The organism is Microbacterium sp. As-52 (genome assembly GCF_049949185.1).
Lineage (GTDB): Bacteria > Actinomycetota > Actinomycetes > Actinomycetales > Microbacteriaceae > Microbacterium > Microbacterium maritypicum_A.
In genome coordinates this window covers 1,292,799-1,315,162 of sequence record NZ_CP188171.1, presented here as the reverse complement: position 1 = coordinate 1,315,162, position 22,364 = coordinate 1,292,799, and the positions used below count along the sequence as shown (strand labels likewise).

Sequence of the window (22,364 nt, the reverse complement as noted above, 5' to 3'; positions counted from 1 at the left end):
TAGTGTGGGAGCCATGGGCCCGCTCCCCGCACTCGTGATCACCGTCTCGGACCGATCATTCTCCGGAGAGCGCGAGGATCGCGGAGGTCCGATCGCCGTGGGCCTGCTCCGCGATGCCGGATGGCACTGTCCCGACGCCGAGATCGTCGCCGATGGCGCGGGTTCGGTGGCGGACGCTCTGCGCCGGGCCGTCGCCCGCGGCATCCGGCTGGTGGTGACGACCGGGGGAACCGGTGTCGGTCCGCGTGACCTGACGCCCGAGGGGACGCGGCGCGTGATCACCCGAGAGATCCCCGGGATCGCCGAGGAGCTGCGTCGCAGCGGACTCGCCGACACCCCGCTGTCCGTGCTGTCACGCGGGCTCGCCGGCATCGTCGATCCTGACGGCACGCTCGTCGTGAACCTTCCCGGTTCGCCGCGGGCCGTCGCCTCCGGCGTCCCCGTGGTGCTCGGCGTCGCCGGGCACATCCTGGATCAGGTGAAGGGCGGAGACCACTCATGAACGACGTGCGCATCGCAGCGGTATCAGAGGAGCGACTCGATCTCGACGCGCACCTCGCCGCGGTCGAAGATCCTCGACTGGGGGCCGTGACGACCTTCGTCGGGCGGGTGCGCGACAACGACCCCGACGCCGAGACACCCGTGGTCGGGCTGGAGTACAGCGCTCACCCCGATGCGGAGGCGACGCTGCGGCGGATCGCCGAGCAGGCCGGTGCCGGCGCGGAAGCCCCCGCCATGGTGGCCGTGAGCCATCGCATCGGACGCCTCGACGTGGGCGATGCGGCCGTGGTGATCGCGGTCGCCTCCGAACACCGTGCCGAGGCTTTCGAGGTGTGCCGGGCGGTCATCGAGGCGATCAAGAGCGACCTCCCCGTCTGGAAGCGTCAGCTCGAGGTCGACGGGACGTCGTCGTGGAAGGGCATCGGCGGCTGAGCCGCAGGGGCAGCCGTCGATCCTGACGCGTCATCTGCATGAGCTCTTGCCGCGTGCAGGAGGAAACGCCGGTCATCGGTCCTGCATGCGGCCAGCGTTCCTGCAGGCGGCGTGTGGTCATCCACCCGCGAAGGGCGGGAGCACATCGATGAGGTCCGCGTCGTCGAGGACGAGGTCGCCGTCGGTGCGCACCCCGTCGACGAGCACCGCGCAGCGCGGCAGGATGTCGACGAGGGCCGGATGCTCGGCGACGACCGCCGCGCGCAGGGCGACGAGTGACCGCTCCCCGCGCTCCTCGACGTCGGTTCCCGCAGCCTCCGCAGCAGCGGCGAAGTAGCGCACCCGCGTCATCGGGGGTCTCCGGGGTCTGCTTCGCCCGGACGGACCCAGTCGCCGGAACGGCCGCCCGACTTCGCCACGATCCGCACGTCTTCGATCACGACGGCGCGGTCGACGCCCTTGACCATGTCGACGATCGCGAGGGCGGTGACCGACACGGCCGTCAGCGCCTCCATCTCGACACCGGTACGGTCGGCGGTGCCCACCGTCGCCTCGATGCGCACGCCGTCGTCGACGATCTCGAGGTCGACGCTCGCCCGATGCACGCCGATCACGTGTGCCAGCGGCAGCAGCGCGGGGGTGGACTTGGCCGCCTGGATGCCCGCGATGCGTGCTACGGCGAGCACGTCGCCCTTCGGCACTGTGCCATCGCGGAGGGCGGTGATCACGTCGGGGCTGCAGCGGACGAAGCCTCGGGCCGTCGCGGTGCGCACGGTCGGCTGCTTCGCGGTCACGTCGACCATGTGCGCGCGGCCCGCCGCGTCCAGGTGAGGAAAGCTCATCCGACCAGCATGACATCGATGACGTCGCCCACGGCCACGGTCTCGACCTCGGCCGGCACGATCGCGAACGCGTGCGCACGGGCGAGTCCGCCCGCGAGGTGCGATCCCGATCCGCCGGCGGTGGCCGGACGGACGGTGCGGGCCGCGAGGTCGACGACGGCGGGAAGGTACTGGCGTCGGCCCGGCGGCGGCGTCCACGATGCGTCGGCGGTGAACGTGGCGCGCGGTCGGTGGATCGCGGAGCGCCCCTGCATCGCGAGCAGGGCGGGGCGCACGAACACCTCGAACGACACCGCCACGCTCACGGGGTTGCCCGGCAGTCCGAATACCAGAGACCCGTTCTCGAGCACCCCGAAGGCCTGCGGTTTGCCTGGTTGCATGGCCACCGCGGCGAATTCGACCTGTCCTCCGCCGTCGAAGGCCCCGCGCACCGGCTCGTAGGCGCCCGCGCTCACGCCGCCGGTGAACACGATCACATCGGCTCCGCGCGCGACGGCCTCGGCGGTCACGGCTCGGACGGCGTCGGCCTCGTCGGGAACCCGCGCGACCAGCACCACCTCGGCGTCGGCTGCGGCGACCAGCTGTTCGAGCAGGGGGCCGTTCGAGTCGGGGATGCGTCCGCGGGCGGGGGCTTCGCCCGGCGCGAGCAGTTCGCTGCCCGTCGACACCACGGCCACGCGCGGAGCCCGCGTCACCGAGACCTCGACGATGCCGGCCGCGACTGCGGCGGCGAGCTGGAAGGGTCCGAGGCGCTCGCCGGCGTGAACGACTTCGTCGCCGGCGCGCAGGTCGGCTCCGCGTCGGCGCACGAACACTCCGGGCTTGGCCGGGGCGTGCAGCACCGTCACCTCGCCGAGGGAGTCGGCGAGACCGCCGGCCGTGTCCTCGAAGGGCACGATCACGTCGGCATCGGTGGGGGTGGGCGAGCCGGTCATGATGCGTGCGGCTTCGCCGACGCCGAGAGCAGGATCGAGGGAGACTCCGGCGGGCAGGTCGGCGACCACGCGCAGGGTGACCGGATTCTCCTCGGACGCGTCGGCGACATCCGCACCTCGTACCGCGAAGCCGTCCATGGCGGAGTTGTCGAACAGGGGGATGTCGTGGGCGGCGGCGGCGGCAGCGGTGAGCGTGCGCCCCGCGGCAGCCGCCACCGGCCGTGTCTCGTGCTCGATGACGTGGACGGCATCGAGCACGCGCGCGAGCTGTTCCTCGACCGTGCGGCGGCCGGTCATGCGCGGGCTCCCGCGGTGGCCTCCGGGGTCGTGGCGGTTGCCGGGCGGATCACGATCTCGTGCTGCCGGGACGTGAGCGCATCGACCATCGCGAGTCGTCCGAGCAGCGGCTCGCCTGCGCCCGTCACGAGTTTGATCACCTCGCCGGCGAGCATCCCGCCGACCTGCACGCACAGGGCGCCGAGCACACCGACCTGGGCGCAGCTGGGGGGTTCGCCCTCGGTGTCGACCGGGAAGAGGTCGGCGAGCACGACCGGCTCTCCCGCGGGCGGGTCCGACCAGAAGACCGTGGCCTGCGCGTGCCACTCCTGCACAGCTCCCCACACGAGGGGAAGTCCGAGCGCTTCGCAGGCGGCGGCCACCTCACGACGGGTCGCGAACGTGTCGCTCGTGTCGACCACCACGTGGGCGCCCGTGAGCAGGCGCTCGGCATTGGCCGCATCCAGGCGCTCGGGGACCTGGGTCACGACGGTGTGCGGGGCGAGGGCGGTGATCGCGCGCGCGGCCGATGCGGTCTTGCGCGTCCCGATGTCCTCCACCCGGTGCGCGAGCTGACGCTGCAGATTGGTGAGCTCCACCACGTCGTCGTCGATCACCGTGAGCGATCCGACCCCGGCGGCGGCCAGGGCGAGGAGCGCAGGGGATCCGAGTCCGCCCGCGCCGACGATCGTGACGTGAGCGGCGTTGAGGCGGCGCTGTCCCTCCTCGCCGATGCCGGCGAGCACCGCGTGCCGCGCCGTGCGGACGAGTTCTTCCGGCTCCAGCACGGGCGCGGGGGCGACGAGAGGCTGCATGGACTCAGCGTATGCCCGTCGGGTCGCGACGTCGCGGCTCGCCTGATCGTGCCGCGGCGGATGTTCTGACATCCTCGACTGCAGAGGCGCGCGGTACCGCGGCCGACATCGGTGACGATCTTCGAGAGGTGTCGGATGGTGGGCTGCGGCGAGAAGACGGGCGCGGAGCAGGGGACCCTCGCCCGCATGCCGCAGGAGTACCGGCGGTCGATCTGAGTGATGTCCGTGCGCACGATGATCGAACGGCTTCCGCCCGCGGGATTCTCCTTCGTGATGGCGACCGGCATCGTCGGCACCTCTTTCGTCGCGATCGGACTGTCCCCGATCGGGGCCGTGGCGTTCGTGCTCGCCGTCGGCGGGTATGCGCTCCTGCTGATCGCCACCGTCACGCGCGTACTCCTGGCGCCGGCCGCCGTGCTCCGTGACGCCGGTGACCCGGGCCGCGCATTCGGGTTCTTCACGATCGTGGCGGCGACCGGGGTCACCGCCACCTTGGGTGCGTCGCTCGGGGCCGAGGGGATCCTCCCCGTCGCCCTCGCCCTGGAAGCGCTGCTCTGGGCGCTTCTGACGTACGGGATGCTGCCGTGGCTCGTCACGCACGCCTCCCGGCGGCCCCTGCTCCGCACGGTCGACGGCGGGTGGTTCCTCCTCGTCGTCGCCACCCAGTCGCTGTCGGTCCTGACGAGCGCGACCGCCGGAGGGCACCCCCTGCTGGGCCTCGCGGCGTTCGGTCTCTGGTGCCTGGGGATCGTTCTGTATCTGCTTCTCATGGCGGCGGTGACGGTGCGGCTGCTCGGCCAGGAGATCGGTGCGATCGACGTCGCGCCGACCGCATGGGTGCTGACGGGATCGACCGCGATCTCCACACTGGCCGCCGCGCGTCTGCTGACGGCAGACTCCGCCGTCCTCCCCGGCACGGAGGGAGCGGTCACCGTCGTGGCGATGGCGCTCTGGTCGTTCGGAACGTTCCTCATCCCGTTCCTCGTGGGGCTCGGCATCCGCGATCTCCGCACGCGTCCGGGCGCGCGTCGGTTCACCGTGGGGTGGTGGAGCATCGTCTTCCCGATCGGCATGTACGCCACCGCGACCATCGCCCTCGGCAGGGCCGCAGGCGTCGGGGAGCTGGTCGCCGTCGGCACGCTCGCGGTGTGGTGCGGTGCTGTCGCCTGGGTGCTGGTCAGCATCCTGGCGATCGGTCTCAGCGTCGAGCGTCTGCGATCGAACCGAGCTGCGACGGGTGGGTGAGGCGCCACCACTCGGACGGCTGCTCGATGCTCCCCTTGATCTCGACCGGAGCGGTGACCGTGTTCGGGCCGGCGGTCCAGGTGACGGTGCCCACGGTGGAGCCGTCCCGATAGGTCTGCGGCGTCTCGATGTCCATCGTCACGGTGATCGGCGTGTCCGACCACGTGAAGATCGACGCCGCCTCGCCGATGACCAGGCGGGCGGAGGAGCCCCACGGCGTCGAGATCGTCCCGACCTCCTGGTCGGGGGTGGCGACGGGCACCTCGTGGAAGCCGGAGCGGACACCGTCCAGGGCGGCGAGCACACCGGCGTTCACCGAATCGCGTGACGACCCACCGAGGATCACGCCGGTCACGGCCAGCGGATCGGTGGTGCCCACGACGAGGGTGGCCGTGTACAGCAGGCTGTAGGTGCCTTCGCCGAGGGTGCCGGTCTTCAGTCCCGTGATCCCGCTGGTGCCGAGAAGGCCGTTGGTGTTGTAGAGCAGGCCCGCTCCGGGGAGCGTGATCGACGGGGTGGCGACGATCTGGGCGATCACCGGGTTCGCGGCGGCGAGCTTTCCGATGGCCACGAGATCGACAGGCGTGCTCGTGTTGCGCGGGCTGATGCCGGTGGGTTCGGTGATGGTCGTGCCGGTCAGTCCTTGGGCGGCGAGCCAATCCCGCGTCGCGCCCAGGAACGCGCTCTGCGACCCGAAGACGTGCGACGACAGCGCCTCGGCATAGTTGCTCGCCGAGGGGATCAGCATGGCCGCCAGGGCATCGCGCAGCGACATCGACGTGCCGGTGGGCATCGGCGCGATCGTGGCGCCCTGCACGTAGTACCGGTCGTAGAGGTCGTGGTCGGCCTTGCCGAACGTGATGGTGGGACCGGGGTCATCGACGGAGGCGAGCGGCGACGCGTCGAGGATGACGAGTGCGGTGATGAGCTTGGTGATGCTCGCGATGGGCAGGGGTTCGCCGGTCCCGCTCGACGACCAGATGCCACTCGCCCCCTCGCCCAGATAGGCGTCCGCGCCGGCGATGCTGATCGCTGACGCACCCGCCGGTGGCGTGGTGATCGCCGCCGCATCGACGGCCGGGACCTGCGGCGTCTGCGTGGTCACCGCCGGCGGATCCACGGGCGCGGTGAGCGCCCACCCGATGTAGCCGCCGGCGGCAGCCAGCAGCAGGAAGATGCAGGCCCCGGTGATGATGAGCCCCCGCCGCCTGCGCTTTCGGCGCACCTCCGGATCGATCCGATCACGGGGGGAGAGGAACTCCTGCTCGTGGGACATCAGTTCAGCGAACTCGGAGAGGTCGTCCGCCGGTGGATTCGGTGCCGTCATGGTGACACTCATCTTGGCCGACCCCTGCCGCACGCGCTATCGGCCATTCGGGGGACACAGGAACGGTCCGTCGACGTGCGGAGCGGAAGGGGTATGGATCATTGCAGACTCGGAGATTTTCAAGGAAAATCTCCGCTTCTGCGGTAGGTTCTCTCCATGCAGACGTATCGGATCGCTCGCGCAGCGCAGCTGCTCGGCGTGAGCGACGACACCGTCCGGCGTTGGATCGAACAGGGGCTGCTTCCGGTCACCGATGCCGTGCCCGCCGAGATCCCCGGCGATGCCGTCGCGGAACGGGCCGTCGCGCTCGCGGAGGAGGCGAAGAGTGCCGGAGATGTGCTCTCCAGCGCGCGCAACCGCTTCGTGGGAATCGTCACCCGGGTGCAGATCGACGGGCTGATGGCGCAGGTCGACATCCAATCCGGTCCTCATCGCGTGGTCTCGCTGATGTCTGCCGAGGCCGCGCGCGAACTGCACCTCGGGGTCGGCGCGCTCGCCACCGCCTCCGTCAAGGCGACCCAGGTCGTGGTCGAAGTACCGAAAGGCTGACATGAACCGCACGCTCCGCGCCGCCGCCGTCCTCGCCGCCGCCGCGCTCGCCCTCACCGGCTGTGCGGGTGGCGCCGCGAGCACTCCCTCCCCGTCGGCGACGGCGGAGAAGAGCGGTGTGAGCGGAGAGCTCACGGTCTATGCCGCCGCATCGCTCAGCGGGGCTTTTGATGCGATCGGCGAGGCGTTCACCGCCGAGAACCCCGACGTACGGTTCACACCCGTCTACGACGGCTCGTCGACCCTCGTCACACAGATCCTCGAAGGAGCACCGGCCGACGTATTCGCGTCCGCCGACGAGGCGAACATGGACAAGGCGGCGGATGTGGCGGTCGATCCGACGCTGTTCGCCTCCAACACCCTCGTGATCGCGGTGCCGGCGGGCAACCCGGGCGAGGTGGAGACCCTCTCCGATCTCGCCGACGTGACCACGGTGCTGTGTGCGCCCGAGGTGCCGTGCGGTGCGGCCGCCGCGAAACTGCTCTCGACGGCGGGCGTGACGGTCGACGCCGCCAGTCTCGAGCAGAACGTCACGGCCGTGCTCACGAAGGTTGCCGCTTCCGAAGCGGATGCCGGGCTCGTGTACGCCACCGATGTGATCGGACGTGACGACGTCGAGGTGATCGTGCCCGACGGTGCCGACGACGTCGTCAACCACTACCCGATCGCCGCGCTGGCCGATGCGCCGAACGCCGAGGCGGCCGATGCGTTCGTGACGTTCGTGCTGTCGGACGCGGGTCAGAAGATCCTGGCGGACTTCGGCTTCGGGGCTCCATGAGCGTGACCGGCGCACGCGGATACGCTCCGCGCGCGCTCGCTGTTCCGGCCCTCATCGGACTGTCGTTCCTCATCCTGCCGCTGACCGCACTCGTGGCGCGGGTGCAGTGGTCGACCTTTCTCGCCGATGTGACGTCGGAGGCTGCGCTCTCGGCGCTTTTGCTTTCGCTGGGCACCGGCCTGCTGGCCACCGTGCTGTGCATCGTCGTCGGGGTGCCGCTCGCGCTCTACATCGCCCGCTCCGGGCCCCGCCTGGCCGCGGTGCTGCGTGCCGTCGTCACGGTGCCGCTGGTGCTGCCCCCCATGGTGGGCGGCGTCGCGCTGCTCTACCTGTTCGGGCGCGCGGGGTGGCTCGGCGGGCTCGGCCTGTCGTTCAGCACCCCGGCTGTCGTGCTGGCACAGACATTCGTCGCCCTGCCCTTCCTGGTGCTGGCCGTCGAAGGCGCGGTGCGCACCTCGGGCGTCGACTACGAGCGCACAGCGGCAGCGCTCGGAGCCGGACGATGGACGATCCTGCGCCGCATCACCCTGCCGCTCGCCGCGCCGGGCATCGTCGCCGGCGTCGTGCTGTGCTTCGCGCGGGCCATCGGCGAGTTCGGCGCGACGGCGCTGTTCGCCGGGAACCGGCCGGGAGTCACCCAGACGATGCCGCTCGCGATCTACACCGCGTTCAACGGTGCCGGAGTGTCGCAGGGCACGGCGGTCGCCCTCGCCCTGCTGCTGCTCGCCACCGCGATCATCGTGCTGCTGCTCGTGCGCGGCTGGCGACCGGGGGCGGCGCGATGACCCTGGCGAACGGCCTGCCGGCCGAGCGCCGCGCCGCCGTCGAACCGGGCCTGCGCGCCGACATCGTGGTCGAGCGCGAGCACTTCGCCGTCGAGGTCGCCGTGCAGGCCGCGGTCGGTGAGACGGTCGCCGTCATGGGACCGAGCGGCGCGGGAAAGTCGACGCTGCTGCAGGCCCTCGCGGGACTCGAGCCATTGACCGCCGGGCAGATCGATGTCGCGGGACGCGTGGTCGACCGCGTGTCCGCGCCCCGCGTGCGGACCACGCCGATGAATCGGGGCATCGTGCTGCTGGGACAGGATGCACGCCTGTTCCCGCATCTCTCGGTGCGCGAGAACGTGGCCTTCGGCCCCCGAGCCGCCGGGGCGGATGCCCGCTCGGCACGCGACCTTGCGGACGAATGGCTCGCGCGCGTGGGACTCCGCGGTGCCGGCGGACGGATGCCCCGCGAGCTCTCCGGCGGGGAGGGGCAACGCGTCGCGGTCGCCCGGGCGCTCGCCGCGTCCCCGCGCGCGGTGCTGCTCGACGAGCCGCTGGTGGCGCTCGACCCGGCGACGGCCGGCGACATCCGACAGATGTTGCGTGATCAGCTGGCCGGGATCACCACGATCGCGGTCACGCACGATGCCGCGGATGCCGTCGCACTGGCGGAGCGGCTCGTGATCATCGAGGCCGGTCGGGTCACACAGAGCGGACCGGTGCGCGCCGTCCTGTCGGCTCCGGCTTCCGAGTTCGTCGCGTCGATCGCGGGGGTCAATCGCGTGGCGGGGGTCGCCGCGGGCGGGGCCTGGCGGAACGGAGATCTGCACCTCACGACCACGGATGCCGGCTCGCTCGCGCTCGCCGCAGTCGACGGCACCCCTCTCGCTGCGGTCTTCCGCCCCGAGCACGTGCGCGTCGTCGACGCCGCGGATCCGGATGCCTGGCGCACCGAGGTCACGCGACTCGAGCCCACCCTCGCCGGTGTGCGCGTGCAGACCGCGGGATGCGCCGTCGATGTCTCCCTCGCCGACGCTGCCGTGCTCGCGCCGGGAGATGCGGTCCACCTGCGGGTAGACCCCGCGCACGTGAGCTTCGTGCCCGTGCTCTGACGAAGTCGCCGCCGACGCTTCCGGACACTGGCAATCTGCCGGTCGTCGCCACGAAACCGACCCTGCCCCGGTCGTCGCGGGTTACTCTCAAAAGATGACGGGGAGTGGGGAAGCGCCATGGCGGCCGTACCGGTCGTGATCGGTGTGCGCGCGCCGCGCGTCGATCCGTCTCCGCAGGCCGCCTCTCTCGCAGGAATCGGCGGAGGTCTCGTCGACACGCACGGCCGGGTGCATCGCGATCTGCGCATCTCGCTCACCGATCGCTGCTCCCTGCGCTGCACGTACTGCATGCCCGAGCAGGGCAACGAGTGGCTCGCCCGCACGAGCATCCTCTCCACCGACGAGATCGTCGAGGTGGCCGAAGTGGCCGCGGCCCTCGGCATCCGCACCTTCCGGCTCACCGGCGGCGAGCCGCTGCTGCGGACCGACATCGTCGAGGTGGTGAGGCGAATCTCCCGCATCGAGGGGGAGGAGGGCCCCGTCGAGATCGCGATGACCACCAACGGCATCAGCCTCGCCCAGAAGCTCCCGGCCCTGATCGATGCCGGGCTCACTCGCCTCAACATCAGCATCGACACGGTCGATCGTGAGCGCTTCGCCGACCTGACCCGGCGCGACCGCCTCGACGATGTGTTCGAGGGCATCGCTGCGGCTGCGGCATCCGAGCTCCGCCCGCTCAAGCTCAACGCGGTCGCGATGCGCGGCGTCAACGACGACGAGCTGGTCGACCTCGTGGAGTTTGCGATGAGCGTCGGCGCGCAACTGCGATTCATCGAGCAGATGCCGCTCGACGCCGGACACACCTGGGACCGGGCCTCGATGGTCACGCGCGAGGAGATCCTCGCGTCGCTCGGGGAACGCTGGCGTCTCGATCCGGTCGAGGGTCGGGGAGGCGCACCCGCCGAGAAGTGGCGGATCGACGGCGGCCCGCATGAGGTCGGTGTGATCGCCTCGGTCACGGCCCCGTTCTGCGGCGCCTGCGACCGCCTGCGGCTGACGGCCGACGGCCAGCTGCGCAACTGCCTCTTCTCACTCGCCGAGTACGACCTGACCGGGCTGCTGCGCGGCGAGTCGGCCGCTGCGCCGGGGGAGCGCGCCGACGAGATCGCCACATTGCTGCGCTCGTGCGTGCACGGCAAGCTGCCGGGGCACGCGATCGACGACCCCTCCTTCCTGCAGCCGGCCCGCGGGATGAACGCGATCGGCGGCTGACCGGGCCCGTGCGCACCACGCAATCACGCTCGGCAGTGCTGTCGCAGCTCTGGGACGAGATCGAGAGTCTCCGTCCAGACGATCGGATCCTGGTGGCGCTCGACGGCTTCGACGGCGCAGGGAAGACGCATCTCTCTCACGAACTCTCAGCACAGGCTCGACGACGCGAAGGCCGGCCGGTCGTCGGCGTGAGCATCGACGGATTCCATCGCCCGAAGGCCGAGCGCATCGCAGCGGGCACAGGACCGGAGGGCTTCTACTCCGGTTCCTACCGATACGACGCGTTCCGCGCCTGTGCCGTCGATTCCCTGCGCGCGCACGGGGCGATCACGCCGGCTGTCTGGGACGTCGGTCGTGACGAACCCGTCGACCCTGCACCGATCGCCGTCCCTCCGACGGGGGTCGTCCTCGTCGACGGGATCTTTCTCCAGCGCCCCGAAATCGCCGCCGTGTGGGATGCCACGGTCTGGGTCCATGCGCCGTTCGAGGTCAGCGTCCCCCGGGGCAACGCCCGATTCCCGGGGAGCCACGACCCCGATCCGGAGGCGCCGTCCAACCGCCGGTACGTCGGTGGGCAGCGTCTGTACGTCGCGGAGGCCCGACCGCAGGAGCGGGCGACCTGGGTCTGGGACAACACGGTCCTCGACCGGCCGACAGTGCGGCGGAACGGGGATCCTTCGGCTTCGGCCGACTAGCGAAGACGCCGCTCGAAGACCACGTTGATCGGAGTGCACCCCATTGCCTCGAAGAACGTGTGCGCGTCGTGGTTGAACGACCACGAATCGAGTCTCACCGCATCTACGTCCTCTGCGCGCCCGATGGCGACGGCAGCGTCCATCAGTTGCTGACCGACGCCTTGTCGCCGTTGGCCGGGGTCGACAGCGATGTGGTGCACATACAGGCTCTTGGACGCGTGACGGAACGGATTCGCAGGTCGCGCGTTGACCTCGGCGAGTATGTAGCCGCCGACCGCGCCGTCCACGTCCGCGATGAGGACGATCGCACCCTCAGCTAGCTGCTCGGCGAGGAACGCACGCAGCGCCTCCGGTTCTGGCTCTCTGAAAAGATCGGGTCTCCCCTCCGCGTGTAGCAGTTGGACCCCGGCGTTGAGGGCGCTGAGCCGATCGATGTCTGCTGTTGTCGCTCTTCGAACCAACATGGCCGAAGCCTATCGACCGACGGCTTTCGGGACTTCGGAGGCTGATCCGCGGTGCGGGGCCGCGACGGCTTCTTATTCGTATACACAAATCGGTGATTTTCGTATACGCCAATGGCATGAGCGAGCACCTGTTGAACGGCAGGCCCGTGACCGACGAGCAGATCCAGGCGTGGGCAGATGAGGCCGAGGCCGGCTATGACCTGTCGACACTTCCCAAGCCGCGTCGAGGTCGACCGACCGTGGGCGATGGGCCCGGCGTGGTAATTCCGGTCCGGCTCGACGCAACCACCATCGCTGCCCTGACGGCGCGCGCTGAGGCCGAGGGCATCGCCACGCGCTCTGAGGCGATTCGCGCCGCGGTGCGCGAGTGGGCACACGTTGCCTGAACTGCACGGATCAGCCCGCAAGCACTACCGACGTGACCAACTCGACGAACTCCAAGTCGTCCCCGCCATCGTCATGTCCGGGGTGAGCGCATCGCCCCGGCCCTCTACGCGAGGAACTCCCGGGCCGCGGCCGACAGCGCGGTGACGCCGACCTCGATCGTCGGGTGGATCTCCGGTGCGAAGAACGGCGAGTGGTTGGTGGGGATGTCCTCGCCCAGGCGGCCCGCGGCGACTGCTTCGGCGAACCGGGCGGGGTCGATGCCGCCCCAGAACCAGAACACGAGGGGTGCCCCGGCGTCGCGGGCGAACCACGAGACGTCTTCGCTGCCGGTGAACATTCCGGGGTCGATGACGGCCGCCTCGCCCAGGGCGCGCTGCAGGGCCGCGGTCACCCGGACGGTGGCGTCCTCGTCGTTGATGGTGGCGGGGAGCGTGTGGTCGGTGCGGATCTCGGGCTCCCGCTCGGCGCCCGAGGCGGTGGCCTCTGCCCGCACGATGCGCTCGACGCTCGCGAGCACCTTGTCGCGCGTCTCCTCGTTCGGATAGCGCAGGCTGAGCTCGAGCTTCGCCTCGGCGGGGATGATGTTGTTCTTGAGGCCCGCGTGGATCGATCCCACGGTCACGACGGCGACGCCCTGCGGGTCGATCTCGCGCGAGGCGATGGTCTGCAGGCGCATCACGGTGGCGGCGGCCATGACGACGGGGTCGATCGTGGCATGCGGGCGTGAGCCGTGTCCGCCGCGGCCGTGCAGGGTGACGGTGAGTCCGTCGGAGGCGGCCATCTGCGTGCCGCTGCGCACGCCGATCACGCCGGCGGGCAACGGGGTCACGTGCTGGCCGAGCACCACGTCGGGCTTCGGGTAGCGGTCGAGGATCCCGTCGTCGAGCATCGCTCGCGCTCCGGCGCCGTACTCCTCGGCAGGCTGGATCAGCACGACGAGGGTGCCCGACCAGTCGGATCGCTCGGCGACGAGCTTCTCGACCGCACCGATCATGGCGGTGACGTGCATGTCGTGACCGCAGGCGTGCATGACGGGAACGGTGGTGCCCGCGGGGTCGACGCCCTTCGCCGTGCTCGCGTAGGACAGACCGGTCTGCTCCTCGACGGGCAGTGCGTCCATGTCGGCTCGCACCCAGACGACCGGGCCTTCGCCGTTGCGCAGCACTCCGACCACGCCGGTCACCCCGACGCCCTCCTCGACCTCGAGCCCCAGATCGCGCAGGTGCTGGGCGGCGATGCCGGCGGTGCGCGTCTCCTGGAACGAGAGCTCAGGATGCTGGTGCAGGTCGATGTAGAGCGCTTCGAGGTCGATCGTCATGGCCCGAGCCTAGCCCGGCCGGCGGTCGTTGCCGAGGGCCCGCGATCGACGGATCAGGCGGGGTGCACGTACGTCGGCAGCGCCGGCCCGGGGTGCAGCACGGCGTTCACGATCGCCTGGATCGCGAATTCGCTGGCTCCGCCGAGCTCGACGACGTCGGGGTGCAGGAGCCACTGCAGCTGCAGACCGTCCATCACCGCGAGGATCGCGGCGGCGGCTGCGGCGATCGTGTCGGGATCGCGCACACCCTCCTGGGCGCACAGCTCGTGGAACGCCGCCGTGACCTCGCGACGCAGGGTCGTGTAGCGGTCCTCGAAGAAGTGCCGCGCCGGGTGGTCGTCGGTCACCGACTCGGCGGACAGCACCGTATAGGCCTGCACGATGCCGGGCCGCTTCTCGTTCGCGAACGCCGTGCGCACCAGATGCAGGAACAGCTCAGGGCCGTCCGGGATGTGCTTCTCGGCGAGCTCGGCGACGTCGGCCTGGTCGCGATAGGCGAGAACCTCGAGCAGCAGCTTCTGCTTCGAGCCGAAGTGGTGCAGGACGCCGGCGTGGGTGATGCCGACCTGCTCGGCCACGTCGGCCAGAGTGCCGTTGGTCGAGCCCTTGTTGCCGAAGATCTCGACGGCTGCTTTGAGGATCTGCTCGCGTTTCGCGAGGGTCGCCGGGCGCACGCGCACTGTCTGGTCGCTGTCTACCACCGCGGCCTCCTCTCCATCGTCGGGCTGTGCTTGCGATCAAACTTACTACTCGGTAACCTCACGAGAGCTTACTTTCTCGACAGTAAGCAAATCACGACAGTCGGTGGACTCCCGTCCTCCGGCGACGCAGCACAAAGACCCGTGCCCTAGGAGAAGCAATGAAGCTCAGAAAGTCTCTGATCGCCGCGACCGCGATCACCGCCCTCGGCGTATCGGCCCTCGCCGGATGCTCGGCTGGCGGTGGATCCGACGATGGCGCCGGTTCCGCATCCCTCACCATCGCGAAGCCCGACGGCGCGATCACCACCGAATCCAACAACCCCTTCGTCGGCGACTCGTCCGCCTCGAAGTACGGCTACGGCAAGGTGATCTTCGAGACCCTCGCCCTCGTGAACCAGACCGGCGACCGCGGCGTCACTCCGTGGCTCGCCGACAGCCTGGAATGGAACGACGACTACACGGTGCTCACTGTCGTTCCTCGCGCCGACGTCACCTGGAGCGACGGCGAGCCCTTCACCGCCGAAGACATCGTCTACTCCTACGAGCTCGCCTCCACCCCCGCCCTCGACACCGCGGGCCTCCAGCTCGACAGCGCTGCCGTCGACGGCGACAAGGTCGTGCTGACCTTCGCCGCGTCGAAGTACGTCAACCAGGCCCGCGCCCTGCACGTGCCGATCGTCCCGAAGCACATCTGGGAGAACCTCGACGACCCGGCCACCGACCCCGTCAAGGGCGACGACCTGGTGGGCACCGGACCCTACGTCCTCTCGAACTGGTCGACCGAGTCGGTCACGCTCGACGCCCGCGACGACTACTGGGGCGGCGACCTGGCTGTGCCCGAGCTGCACTACGTCTCGTACGGCGACAACACGGCTCTCACCACGGCCCTCGCGAACGGCGACGCCGACTGGGCGCAGGCGTTCATCCCGCAGATCGAGGAGCAGTTCCTCTCGGCCGATCCCGAGCACAACAAGTTCTGGGCGGCTCCCACCACCGGTTCCGCGACGCTGTTCATGAACCTGCAGCAGAAGCCGTTCGACGACCCGGCCTTCCGTCAGGCGCTCGCCTGGGTGATCGACCGCGACGCCTACGTCGACATCGCCCGCGAAGGCGCCAGCGAGGCCGTCTGGTCGGTGACGGGACTCTCCTCGATCCTCGACGACGAGATCCAGCCCGAGTTCCAGGGCAAGGAGTACGCGGTCGACGCCGAGAAGGCCCGCGACCTGCTCACCACCGCCGGGTACACCTGGAAGGACGACGCGCTGATCGACCCCGACGGCGCACCCGTCTCGTTCACGCTCTCCGTCCCCTCCGGCTGGAGCGACTGGAACACCGCGCAGGAGCTGATCGCCGAAGACGTCACGGAGGCCATCGGCGCCGAGGTCAAGATCGACATGCCCGACTGGGGCGGCTGGGCCGATCCCCGAGACAACGGCACGTTCTCCGCGATCATCCACTGGCTCGAGGACAGTGGCACGGCCTACGGCCTGTACACCTCGACCATGGACCCGCGATGGATCTCGGACGGGAAGGCCGGCTTCAACTTCGGTCGCTTCGACGACCCGACGGCGACGGCCGCGCTGAACTCCTACGCCAACGCCTCGTCGGACGAGGAGCGCACCGCCGCGGTCGACACGCTGCAGACGATCTTCTCCGAGCAGGTGCCGGCCATCCCGCTGGGCGCACACCCGCTGCTGGGCGAGTTCAACACCCGCAACTACGTCGGATGGCCTTCGGAAGAGGATCCGTACGCGTCTGCCGACCCGACTCAGCAGAACATCGTGCAGATCCTCACGAAGCTGAAGCCCGCCGAGTAAGCAGCATCCTGCAGGGGAGCCCGCCTCGGTGACGGTGCGGGCTCCCCTGATCAGGTCGACGAAGGACACCCCCATGCCAGACCCCCTGCTCAGCGTGCGCGACTTCTCGGTCGTGTACGACGTCGATCCGCCCGTCGAGGCGGTGAAGAACGTCACCCTCGAACTGCAGCGCGGCGAGATCCTCGGTCTCGCCGGTGAGAGCGGATGCGGCAAGACCACGCTCGCCTACGGTGTGCAGCGCCTGCTGCGGGCACCCGCGGTCATCACCGGCGGCAGTGTGACCTTCCACGATGTGACCGGGGTCGACATCGACATCAACGCGCTCGGCGTGGATGCCATGCAGCGGTTCCGCTGGGACAAGGTCTCGATGGTGTTCCAGGGGGCGATGAACGCCCTCAACCCGGTGGTGACGATCGGTTCGCAGCTGGAGGACGTCTTCGAGATCCACCGCCCGGACATGAACCGCAAGCAGCGGCGCGCCGAAGCCGAGGAGCTGCTGGAGATCGTGAAGGTCGGACGCCAGCGCGTGCGCTCCTTCCCGCACGAACTGTCCGGCGGCATGCGCCAGCGCGTGATGATCGCGATGGCCCTCGCGCTGCGTCCGCAGCTGATGGTCATGGACGAGCCGACGACCGCCCTCGATGTGCTGGTCCAGCGGGAGATCCTCAAGCAGATCTCGCAGCTGCGGCACGAATTCGGCTTCTCGGTGATCTTCATCACCCACGACCTTCCGCTGCTCCTGGAGATCAGCGACCGGATCGCGATCATGCGGGAGGGCGAGATCATCGAGCTCGCGACCGCGGAACGCATCTGGACGCAGCCCGAGCACGAGTACACGAAGACACTGCTGTCGTCGTTCCCCCGGCTCACCGGGGAGAGAGGGGTGCTGGTGCGATGACCACCCTCGAATTCCGTGGTGTCACCAAGGCCTACAACGTGCGCGGGGCGGGCCAGATCAAGGCCCTCGACGACGTGAGCTTCACCCTGACCTCCGGGCGCACGATCGGGCTGGTCGGCCAGTCCGGGAGCGGCAAGTCGACGATCGCGAAGATCCTCACCCAGCTCGAGACCCCGACCAGCGGAGAGGTGCTGCTCGACGGCACGCCCATCCCTCGTCGCGGCAAGGGGCTCCGGAAGTACCGGCAGCAGCTGCGCATGGTGTTCCAGGATCCGTTCGCCTCGCTCAACCCGTACCACTCGATCCGCTATCACCTGGAGCGGCCGATCCGTCTCGACGACGTCGTGCCGAAGAAGCAGACGGAGGACGAGGTGCGCCGGCTCCTCGCGCGCGTGCGCCTGGACGCGGACGCGGTGATCGATCGACGCCCGCACGAGCTGTCCGGTGGCCAGCGGCAGCGCGTGGCCATCGCCCGCGCCCTGGCCTCCCGCCCTTCGCTCCTCGTCGCCGACGAGCCCGTCTCGATGCTCGACGTGTCGATCCGCCTCGGCGTGCTGAACCTGCTCGCCGATCTGCAGCGCGAAGAGGGACTCGGCGTGCTCTACATCACGCACGACCTCGCGACCGCCCGCCACTTCAGCGACGAGATCATGGTCCTCAACCAGGGCCGCGTCGTGGAGTACGGCGCCGCCGACGACGTGATCCTCAACCCGCAGGACCCGTACACGCGGGAACTGCGATCCGCTTCCCCCGACCCGGACACGTTCTTCGCGCAGGCCGCATCGAACGGAGGCACCCTGTGAGCACCGCATTCCCCCAGCTCGACGACAACGACCTGGTCGCCCGCGACGTCCTCGAGGTCGGCACCACCGCCACCGCGGCGGAACGCGGACGCCGACGTGTGCCGTGGCGCTTCTTCGCCGGCCGAGCCGCCTTCTACCTGTTCACCCTGTGGGCGGCCATCACCATCAACTTCTTCCTTCCGCGCCTCATGAAGGGCGACGCGGTCAGCTCCTACCTCGCGCGCAACCGCAACGTGAGCCCCGAGGCCGCCGATGCGCTGCGCATCCTGCTCGGCATCGACACCGACAAGTCGATCTGGCAGCAGTACCTCGAGTACTGGGGGATGCTGCTGCGCGGAGACCTCGGCATCTCGACCCTGCACGGTCTGCGGCCCGTGGCGGAGGTGCTCGCCGCCGCCCTCCCGTGGACGCTGGGTCTCGTCGGCATCGCGACCATCATCTCCTTCACGATCGGCACGATCGCCGGGGCCGTCGTCGGCTGGAAGCGCGGCAGCAAGCTCGACGCGATCATCCCGGTGACGACCTTCTTCAACACGATCCCGTACTTCTGGCTCGGACTCATCGCGATCGCGATCTTCTCCTCGACCCTGAAGTGGTTCCCCTCATCGCACGCGTACGACAAGGGTCAATCCCCGGAGTGGAGCTTCGACTTCATCGGCCAGGTGATCATGCACGGCACGCTGCCGGCGCTGACGATCGTGGTCGCCTCGCTCGGCGGATGGGTGCTCGGCATGCGCAACATGATGCTGACCGTGCTCGACGACGACTACATCACCGTGGCTCAGGCCAAGGGCATGCCCAACAAGCGCGTCCTCTGGGGCTATGCCGCTCGCAACGCCGTGCTGCCGCAGATCCAGAGCTTCGCGCTGTCGATCGGCTTCATCGTCGGCGGCACGATCGTGATGGAGATGGTGTTCAGCTATCCGGGCGTCGGCAAGCTGCTGCTCGACGCGACCAACGCCAAGGACTTCGCTCTCATGCAGGGCGTGTTCCTCGTGATCACGCTGTCGGTGCTCGTGGCCAACATCCTCGCGGATGTCGTCTACGCCTACCTCGACCCGCGCACGCGCCAGATGGAGTCCTGACATGACCGTTCCCACCACCGCAGCGAGCACCGCGCCCGACGGGTCGGCCGTCGTCTCCGGCATGCCGGAGACCGCGACCCTGCGCACCCCACCGGCGGGCGCTCCGCCTCGCAAGACGTTCTGGTCGCAGCTCGCCCAGGCGTTCGCGATGTTCCGCAACCCCAAGTCGATCGCCGGGCTCATCATCCTCGGGGTATTCGTTCTCATCGCGATCCTCGCGCCGTGGATCTCACCCTACGGGCCGACGCAGAAGGATCGCACGGCGTTGCGGCAACCGCCCTCCTGGGAGCACTGGCTGGGGACGACCCACATGGGGGAGGACGTGCTGAGTCAGATCATCTACGGCACCCGCGGTGTGATCGTCGTCGGCTTCCTCGCCGCCTTCATCGCCACGATCATCGCGATCACCATCGGTGTGATCGCCGGCTACGTACGCGGCTGGAAGAGCGAGTCGCTCTCGGCGCTGACGAACGTGTTCCTGGTGATCCCCGGCATCCCGCTCATCATCATCATCGCTTCGCAGTTCGAGAACCCGCCGCTGATCGTGATCGCCGCGGTGCTCGGCATCACCGGGTGGGCCTGGGGCGCTCGCGTGCTGCGCGCGCAGACCATGTCGCTGCGCAACCGCGACTTCATCCAGGCCGCGCGTGCGAACGGCGAACCGCTGCGCCGGATCATCACGGTCGAGATGCTGCCGAACCTGATGGCGCTCATCGCCTCGAGCTTCGTCGGCACCGTGACCGCCGCGATCCTCGGCCTCACCACGCTGGCGTTCATCGGGGTGATCCCGGTGAGCAATCTGAACTGGGGCACGATCCTGTTCTGGGCGCAGCAGAACGGCGCCTTCCCGCGTCTGTGGTGGTGGTACGTGCCCGCAGGGCTCTGCATCGCGATCATCGGTGTGGCCCTCTCTCTCATCAACTTCGGCATCGACGAGTACGTCAACCCGCGCCTGCGCTCGGCCGGCGAGCGGGCCAGGGCGATGAAGAAGAAGGGGCTGAACGTGAACGACGCCGTCACGGCCGTCCGCAGCGTGCCCCTGCCGAAGACGACCTCCGATCCCGTAACGTCGGCGACCTCGCCGGACGCCTCCGATTCCTCGAAGACCTCGACCCCGAACTCGACCCAGAACACGAAGTGATGACCTCTCAGACCCTGACCACCCAGCTCCCGTACCAGGACCCCGCACTCTCGATCCCCGAGCGGGTGGCCGACCTCCTCAGCCGCATGACGCTGGAGGAGAAGGTCGGGCAGATGCTCCAGCTCGATGCCCGCGACGACATCGACGACCACATCGCCCGCCGTCACGCCGGATCGATCCTGCACACCTCGCCCGAGCGCATCCTGCGGGCGAACGAGCTCACCGCGCAGACCCGGCTCCGCATCCCGCTGCTGGTGGGAGAGGACTGCATCCACGGGCACTCGTTCTGGCCCGGTGCGACGATCTACCCGACTCAGCTCGGCATGGCCGCATCGTGGGATTCCGGCCTCGTCGAACGCGTCGCCCGCGCGACGGCCGAAGAGGTCGCGGTGACCGGCATCCACTGGACCTTCTCGCCGGTGCTGTGCATCGCCCGCGATCTGCGCTGGGGCCGCATCGACGAGACCTTCGGCGAAGACCCGTTCCTGATCGGCGAGCTGGCCTCGGCGATGGTGCGCGGCTACCAGGGCGACGGACTCGACGACCCGACCGCGATCCTCGCGACCGCCAAGCACTTCGCCGGGTATTCCGAGACCCAGGGCGGGCGCGACGCGAGTGAGGCCGACATCTCACGGCGCAAGCTGATCTCCTGGTTCCTGCCGCCGTTCGAGCGCGTCGCCCGCGAGGGGTGCCGCACGTTCATGCTCGGCTACCAGACCACCGACGGAGTGCCGATCACGACCAACGACTGGCTGCTCAGCGATGTGCTGCGCGGCGAGTGGGGCTACACCGGCACGCTCATCACCGACTGGGACAACGTCGGGCGCATGGTGTGGGAGCAGCGGATCCAGCCCGACATCACGCACGCGGCTGCTGCGGCCGTGCGGGCGGGCAACGACATGATCATGACCACGCCGGCCTTCTTCGAGGGTGCGCTCGACGCCGTCGCTCGGGGCATGCTCGCCGAGGACGCCTTCGACGCTGCGGCCGCCCGCATCCTGACCCTGAAGTTCGAGCTGGGCCTGTTCGAGAACCCGCGCCTGCCAGGCACGGAACTCGACGCCGTGGTGGGCAGTGCCGCGCACGCCGAGCTGAACCTCGAGGTCGCCCGCCGTTCGCTCGTGCTGCTCGAGAACGACGGCGTGCTGCCGCTCGATCCCACCTCCGCGCTGAAGGTCGCGGTCACCGGTCCGCTCGCCGACGACGCGCAGACGCAGCTCGGCGACTGGGCCGGCGGCTCCGGGCAGGCGGGCTGGCTCGACGGTCAGCCGCGCGAGATGATCACCACCGTGCTCGACGGGCTGCAGGCGATCGACGGTTGGACCGTCACGCACGCCCGCGGCGCCGACATCCTCACTCTCGAAGAAGACCCGCAGGGGCCGTTCTTCCCCGACAAGCAGCCGCGTCCGCCGGTCGTGAGGGCCTGCGAGCCGGACGCCGCGATGATCGCGGAGGCCGTCGCCGCGGCCTCCGAGTCCGACGTCGTCGTCGCGGTCGTCGGCGACCGGATCGAGCTGGTCGGCGAGGGGCGCTCCACGGCGACGCTCGAGCTCATCGGCGGGCAGAACGCCCTGATCGATGCGCTCATCGCGACCGGCACGCCCGTGGTCATCGTGCTGCTGGCCTCGAAGCCGCTCGTGCTCCCGGCATCGGCCTCGAAGGCTGCCGCCGTGATCTGGGCGGCGAACCCCGGCATGCAGGGTGGCCGTGCGCTCGCCGACATCATCTCCGGCGCGGCCGAGCCGTCCGGGCGCCTGCCGATCTCGTTCGCGCGCCACGTCGGTCAGCAGCCGACGTATTACAACCAGATCCGCGGACAGCACGGTGACCGCTACGCCGACCTCACGCAGTCACCGGCCTGGGCGTTCGGCGAGGGGCTGTCGTACACGACGGTCGAGTACTCCGACCTGACGCTCGAGGCGACGACGCTGGGGGAGTCCGACACGATCGTCGGTCACGTCACGGTGTCGAACACGGGCACTCGGCCGGTGCGCGAGACCGTGCAGGTGTTCGTGCGCGACTCCGTGACGAGCGTGAGCTGGACCGACAAGGAGCTGAAGACCTTCCGCCAGGTCGACGTCACCCCCGGCGCATCCGTGCGGGTACGCCTGGAGCTGCCGGTCGCCGACTGCACCATCGTCGACGCCGCGGGCAACCGCATCGTCGAGGCCGGCGCGTTCGAGCTGCTGGTCGGCCCGAGCTCCCGCGAAGAGGTGCTCCTCTCCGCCGACTTCGAGGTGCGCTGACCCGCCGCGGCGGGCGAGCGC

23 protein-coding genes and 1 pseudogene are annotated in these 22,364 nt (G+C 69.8%); 16 read left to right on the top strand and 8 right to left on the bottom strand.

Translation table 11 applies throughout. The features are described 5' to 3' along the window. Window positions 1-13: 13 nt before the first annotated feature. Window positions 14-502: a MogA/MoaB family molybdenum cofactor biosynthesis protein gene (locus ACLFA2_RS06295; protein WP_029260056.1), complete on the top strand. Its 489-nt coding sequence runs from the start codon at window positions 14-16 to the stop codon at window positions 500-502. Then, window positions 499-933, top strand: coding sequence for a molybdenum cofactor biosynthesis protein MoaE (locus ACLFA2_RS06290; RefSeq protein ID WP_136023943.1), 435 nt, complete (start codon window positions 499-501; stop codon window positions 931-933). The genes ACLFA2_RS06295 and ACLFA2_RS06290 overlap by 4 nt, the downstream gene beginning before the upstream one ends. Window positions 934-1,050: 117 nt before the next feature. Here ACLFA2_RS06290 and ACLFA2_RS06285 read toward each other — a convergent pair whose 3' ends face one another. From ACLFA2_RS06285 to ACLFA2_RS06270, 4 genes are read right to left on the bottom strand one after another with little or no spacing between them, the layout of a single operon-like run. Then, on the bottom strand, window positions 1,051-1,284 hold the full coding sequence (locus ACLFA2_RS06285) for a MoaD/ThiS family protein (RefSeq protein ID WP_029260054.1): 234 nt from the start codon (window positions 1,282-1,284) through the stop codon (window positions 1,051-1,053). Then, window positions 1,281-1,775, bottom strand: coding sequence for a cyclic pyranopterin monophosphate synthase MoaC (moaC, locus tag ACLFA2_RS06280; protein ID WP_426622233.1), 495 nt, complete (start codon window positions 1,773-1,775; stop codon window positions 1,281-1,283). Before moaC ends, ACLFA2_RS06285 begins: the two co-directional genes overlap by 4 nt. Beyond that, window positions 1,772-3,007 carry a gephyrin-like molybdotransferase Glp gene (gene glp / locus ACLFA2_RS06275; RefSeq protein ID WP_426622232.1) on the bottom strand — a complete coding sequence of 412 codons (1,236 nt, stop codon included), beginning with the start codon at window positions 3,005-3,007 and terminating at the stop codon, window positions 1,772-1,774. The genes moaC and glp overlap by 4 nt, the downstream gene beginning before the upstream one ends. Then, complete coding sequence (locus ACLFA2_RS06270; protein ID WP_426622231.1) at window positions 3,004-3,801, bottom strand: HesA/MoeB/ThiF family protein; 798 nt, start codon at window positions 3,799-3,801, stop codon at window positions 3,004-3,006. The genes glp and ACLFA2_RS06270 overlap by 4 nt, the downstream gene beginning before the upstream one ends. 219 nt (window positions 3,802-4,020) lie before the next feature. Here ACLFA2_RS06270 and ACLFA2_RS06265 point away from each other — a divergent pair, with 219 nt between their 5' ends. Then, window positions 4,021-5,046 (top strand): tellurite resistance/C4-dicarboxylate transporter family protein, encoded by a 1,026-nt coding sequence (locus ACLFA2_RS06265; protein ID WP_426622230.1) that lies wholly within the window; start codon window positions 4,021-4,023, stop codon window positions 5,044-5,046. Here the strand turns inward: ACLFA2_RS06265 and ACLFA2_RS06260 are convergent. After that, window positions 5,000-6,373 carry a D-alanyl-D-alanine carboxypeptidase family protein gene (locus ACLFA2_RS06260; protein WP_426622229.1) on the bottom strand — a complete coding sequence of 458 codons (1,374 nt, stop codon included), beginning with the start codon at window positions 6,371-6,373 and terminating at the stop codon, window positions 5,000-5,002. The two genes, ACLFA2_RS06265 and ACLFA2_RS06260, sit on opposite strands and share 47 nt — an antisense overlap. Before the next feature lie 156 nt (window positions 6,374-6,529). On the opposite strand from ACLFA2_RS06260, the gene ACLFA2_RS06255 reads away from it, so the two are divergent. The 6 genes from ACLFA2_RS06255 to ACLFA2_RS06230 all read left to right on the top strand — a co-directional run bounded on the left by ACLFA2_RS06255 (window position 6,530) and on the right by ACLFA2_RS06230 (window position 11,483). Continuing rightward, complete coding sequence (locus tag ACLFA2_RS06255) at window positions 6,530-6,922, top strand: TOBE domain-containing protein (protein ID WP_021199267.1); 393 nt, start codon at window positions 6,530-6,532, stop codon at window positions 6,920-6,922. 1 nt (window position 6,923) lies between these two features. Then, on the top strand, window positions 6,924-7,700 hold the full coding sequence (gene modA, locus ACLFA2_RS06250) for a molybdate ABC transporter substrate-binding protein (protein ID WP_029265095.1): 777 nt from the start codon (window positions 6,924-6,926) through the stop codon (window positions 7,698-7,700). Then, window positions 7,697-8,485: a molybdate ABC transporter permease subunit gene (gene modB, locus ACLFA2_RS06245; protein WP_021199265.1), complete on the top strand. Its 789-nt coding sequence runs from the start codon at window positions 7,697-7,699 to the stop codon at window positions 8,483-8,485. Before modA ends, modB begins: the two co-directional genes overlap by 4 nt. Continuing rightward, window positions 8,482-9,576 carry a sulfate/molybdate ABC transporter ATP-binding protein gene (locus tag ACLFA2_RS06240; RefSeq protein ID WP_426622228.1) on the top strand — a complete coding sequence of 365 codons (1,095 nt, stop codon included), beginning with the start codon at window positions 8,482-8,484 and terminating at the stop codon, window positions 9,574-9,576. Before modB ends, ACLFA2_RS06240 begins: the two co-directional genes overlap by 4 nt. Before the next feature lie 117 nt (window positions 9,577-9,693). After that, window positions 9,694-10,788 carry a GTP 3',8-cyclase MoaA gene (gene moaA, locus ACLFA2_RS06235; RefSeq protein ID WP_426622227.1) on the top strand — a complete coding sequence of 365 codons (1,095 nt, stop codon included), beginning with the start codon at window positions 9,694-9,696 and terminating at the stop codon, window positions 10,786-10,788. Window positions 10,789-10,796: 8 nt separating this feature from the next. Continuing rightward, window positions 10,797-11,483: a uridine kinase gene (locus tag ACLFA2_RS06230; protein ID WP_426622226.1), complete on the top strand. Its 687-nt coding sequence runs from the start codon at window positions 10,797-10,799 to the stop codon at window positions 11,481-11,483. Here ACLFA2_RS06230 and ACLFA2_RS06225 read toward each other — a convergent pair. Continuing rightward, complete coding sequence (locus tag ACLFA2_RS06225) at window positions 11,480-11,944, bottom strand: N-acetyltransferase family protein (RefSeq protein WP_426622225.1); 465 nt, start codon at window positions 11,942-11,944, stop codon at window positions 11,480-11,482. The genes ACLFA2_RS06230 and ACLFA2_RS06225 overlap by 4 nt on opposite strands. 119 nt (window positions 11,945-12,063) lie before the next feature. Here ACLFA2_RS06225 and ACLFA2_RS06220 point away from each other — a divergent pair, with 119 nt between their 5' ends. Beyond that, window positions 12,064-12,333 carry a ribbon-helix-helix protein, CopG family gene (locus ACLFA2_RS06220; protein WP_021199260.1) on the top strand — a complete coding sequence of 90 codons (270 nt, stop codon included), beginning with the start codon at window positions 12,064-12,066 and terminating at the stop codon, window positions 12,331-12,333. A 104-nt stretch (window positions 12,334-12,437) separates the two neighbouring features. On the opposite strand, the gene ACLFA2_RS06215 is transcribed toward ACLFA2_RS06220, so the two are convergent. Both ACLFA2_RS06215 and ACLFA2_RS06210 read right to left on the bottom strand, forming a co-directional pair. Further along, entirely contained in the window at window positions 12,438-13,652 is a 1,215-nt protein-coding gene (locus tag ACLFA2_RS06215) for an amidohydrolase (RefSeq protein ID WP_021199259.1), read from the bottom strand. A 53-nt stretch (window positions 13,653-13,705) separates the two neighbouring features. Continuing rightward, window positions 13,706-14,353 (bottom strand): TetR/AcrR family transcriptional regulator, encoded by a 648-nt coding sequence (locus ACLFA2_RS06210; protein WP_021199258.1) that lies wholly within the window; start codon window positions 14,351-14,353, stop codon window positions 13,706-13,708. Between the two features lie 158 nt (window positions 14,354-14,511). On the opposite strand from ACLFA2_RS06210, the gene ACLFA2_RS06205 reads away from it, so the two are divergent. The 6 genes and pseudogenes from ACLFA2_RS06205 (at window position 14,512) to ACLFA2_RS06180 (ending at window position 22,343) form a co-directional block, all read left to right on the top strand. Then, window positions 14,512-16,170 (top strand): ABC transporter substrate-binding protein, encoded by a 1,659-nt coding sequence (locus ACLFA2_RS06205; RefSeq protein ID WP_029265087.1) that lies wholly within the window; start codon window positions 14,512-14,514, stop codon window positions 16,168-16,170. Between the two features lie 73 nt (window positions 16,171-16,243). After that, entirely contained in the window at window positions 16,244-17,068 is an 825-nt protein-coding gene (locus ACLFA2_RS06200; RefSeq protein ID WP_426622224.1) for an ABC transporter ATP-binding protein, read from the top strand. 104 nt (window positions 17,069-17,172) lie between these two features. After that, window positions 17,173-17,871 (top strand): annotated as a pseudogene (locus tag ACLFA2_RS06195) (ABC transporter ATP-binding protein); the annotation flags it as partial. Continuing rightward, window positions 17,868-18,956, top strand: a complete 1,089-nt coding sequence (locus tag ACLFA2_RS06190; RefSeq protein WP_426622223.1) for an ABC transporter permease — start codon at window positions 17,868-17,870, stop codon at window positions 18,954-18,956. The pseudogene ACLFA2_RS06195 and the gene ACLFA2_RS06190, both read left to right, overlap by 4 nt. A 1-nt stretch (window position 18,957) precedes the next feature. Next, window positions 18,958-20,097: an ABC transporter permease gene (locus tag ACLFA2_RS06185; RefSeq protein ID WP_167253651.1), complete on the top strand. Its 1,140-nt coding sequence runs from the start codon at window positions 18,958-18,960 to the stop codon at window positions 20,095-20,097. Further along, entirely contained in the window at window positions 20,097-22,343 is a 2,247-nt protein-coding gene (locus ACLFA2_RS06180; RefSeq protein ID WP_426622222.1) for a glycoside hydrolase family 3 N-terminal domain-containing protein, read from the top strand. Before ACLFA2_RS06185 ends, ACLFA2_RS06180 begins: the two co-directional genes overlap by 1 nt. The last annotated feature ends 21 nt before the right edge of the window (window positions 22,344-22,364 follow it).

Coding starts and splice junctions, on each gene's coding strand:
- ACLFA2_RS06290 (WP_136023943.1), top strand. CDS start 499: ATGAACGACGTGCGCATCGCAGCGGTATCAGAGGAGCGACTCGATCTC.
- ACLFA2_RS06240 (WP_426622228.1), top strand. CDS start 8,482: ATGACCCTGGCGAACGGCCTGCCGGCCGAGCGCCGCGCCGCCGTCGAA.
- ACLFA2_RS06200 (WP_426622224.1), top strand. CDS start 16,244: ATGCCAGACCCCCTGCTCAGCGTGCGCGACTTCTCGGTCGTGTACGAC.
- ACLFA2_RS06220 (WP_021199260.1), top strand. CDS start 12,064: ATGAGCGAGCACCTGTTGAACGGCAGGCCCGTGACCGACGAGCAGATC.
- ACLFA2_RS06255 (WP_021199267.1), top strand. CDS start 6,530: ATGCAGACGTATCGGATCGCTCGCGCAGCGCAGCTGCTCGGCGTGAGC.
- moaC (WP_426622233.1), bottom strand. CDS start 1,775: ATGAGCTTTCCTCACCTGGACGCGGCGGGCCGCGCGCACATGGTCGAC.
- ACLFA2_RS06270 (WP_426622231.1), bottom strand. CDS start 3,801: ATGCAGCCTCTCGTCGCCCCCGCGCCCGTGCTGGAGCCGGAAGAACTC.
- ACLFA2_RS06215 (WP_021199259.1), bottom strand. CDS start 13,652: ATGACGATCGACCTCGAAGCGCTCTACATCGACCTGCACCAGCATCCT.
- ACLFA2_RS06285 (WP_029260054.1), bottom strand. CDS start 1,284: ATGACGCGGGTGCGCTACTTCGCCGCTGCTGCGGAGGCTGCGGGAACC.
- ACLFA2_RS06265 (WP_426622230.1), top strand. CDS start 4,021: ATGTCCGTGCGCACGATGATCGAACGGCTTCCGCCCGCGGGATTCTCC.
- modB (WP_021199265.1), top strand. CDS start 7,697: ATGAGCGTGACCGGCGCACGCGGATACGCTCCGCGCGCGCTCGCTGTT.
- modA (WP_029265095.1), top strand. CDS start 6,924: ATGAACCGCACGCTCCGCGCCGCCGCCGTCCTCGCCGCCGCCGCGCTC.
- ACLFA2_RS06180 (WP_426622222.1), top strand. CDS start 20,097: ATGACCTCTCAGACCCTGACCACCCAGCTCCCGTACCAGGACCCCGCA.
- moaA (WP_426622227.1), top strand. CDS start 9,694: ATGGCGGCCGTACCGGTCGTGATCGGTGTGCGCGCGCCGCGCGTCGAT.
- glp (WP_426622232.1), bottom strand. CDS start 3,007: ATGACCGGCCGCCGCACGGTCGAGGAACAGCTCGCGCGCGTGCTCGAT.
- ACLFA2_RS06260 (WP_426622229.1), bottom strand. CDS start 6,373: ATGACGGCACCGAATCCACCGGCGGACGACCTCTCCGAGTTCGCTGAA.
- ACLFA2_RS06185 (WP_167253651.1), top strand. CDS start 18,958: ATGACCGTTCCCACCACCGCAGCGAGCACCGCGCCCGACGGGTCGGCC.
- ACLFA2_RS06205 (WP_029265087.1), top strand. CDS start 14,512: ATGAAGCTCAGAAAGTCTCTGATCGCCGCGACCGCGATCACCGCCCTC.
- ACLFA2_RS06295 (WP_029260056.1), top strand. CDS start 14: ATGGGCCCGCTCCCCGCACTCGTGATCACCGTCTCGGACCGATCATTC.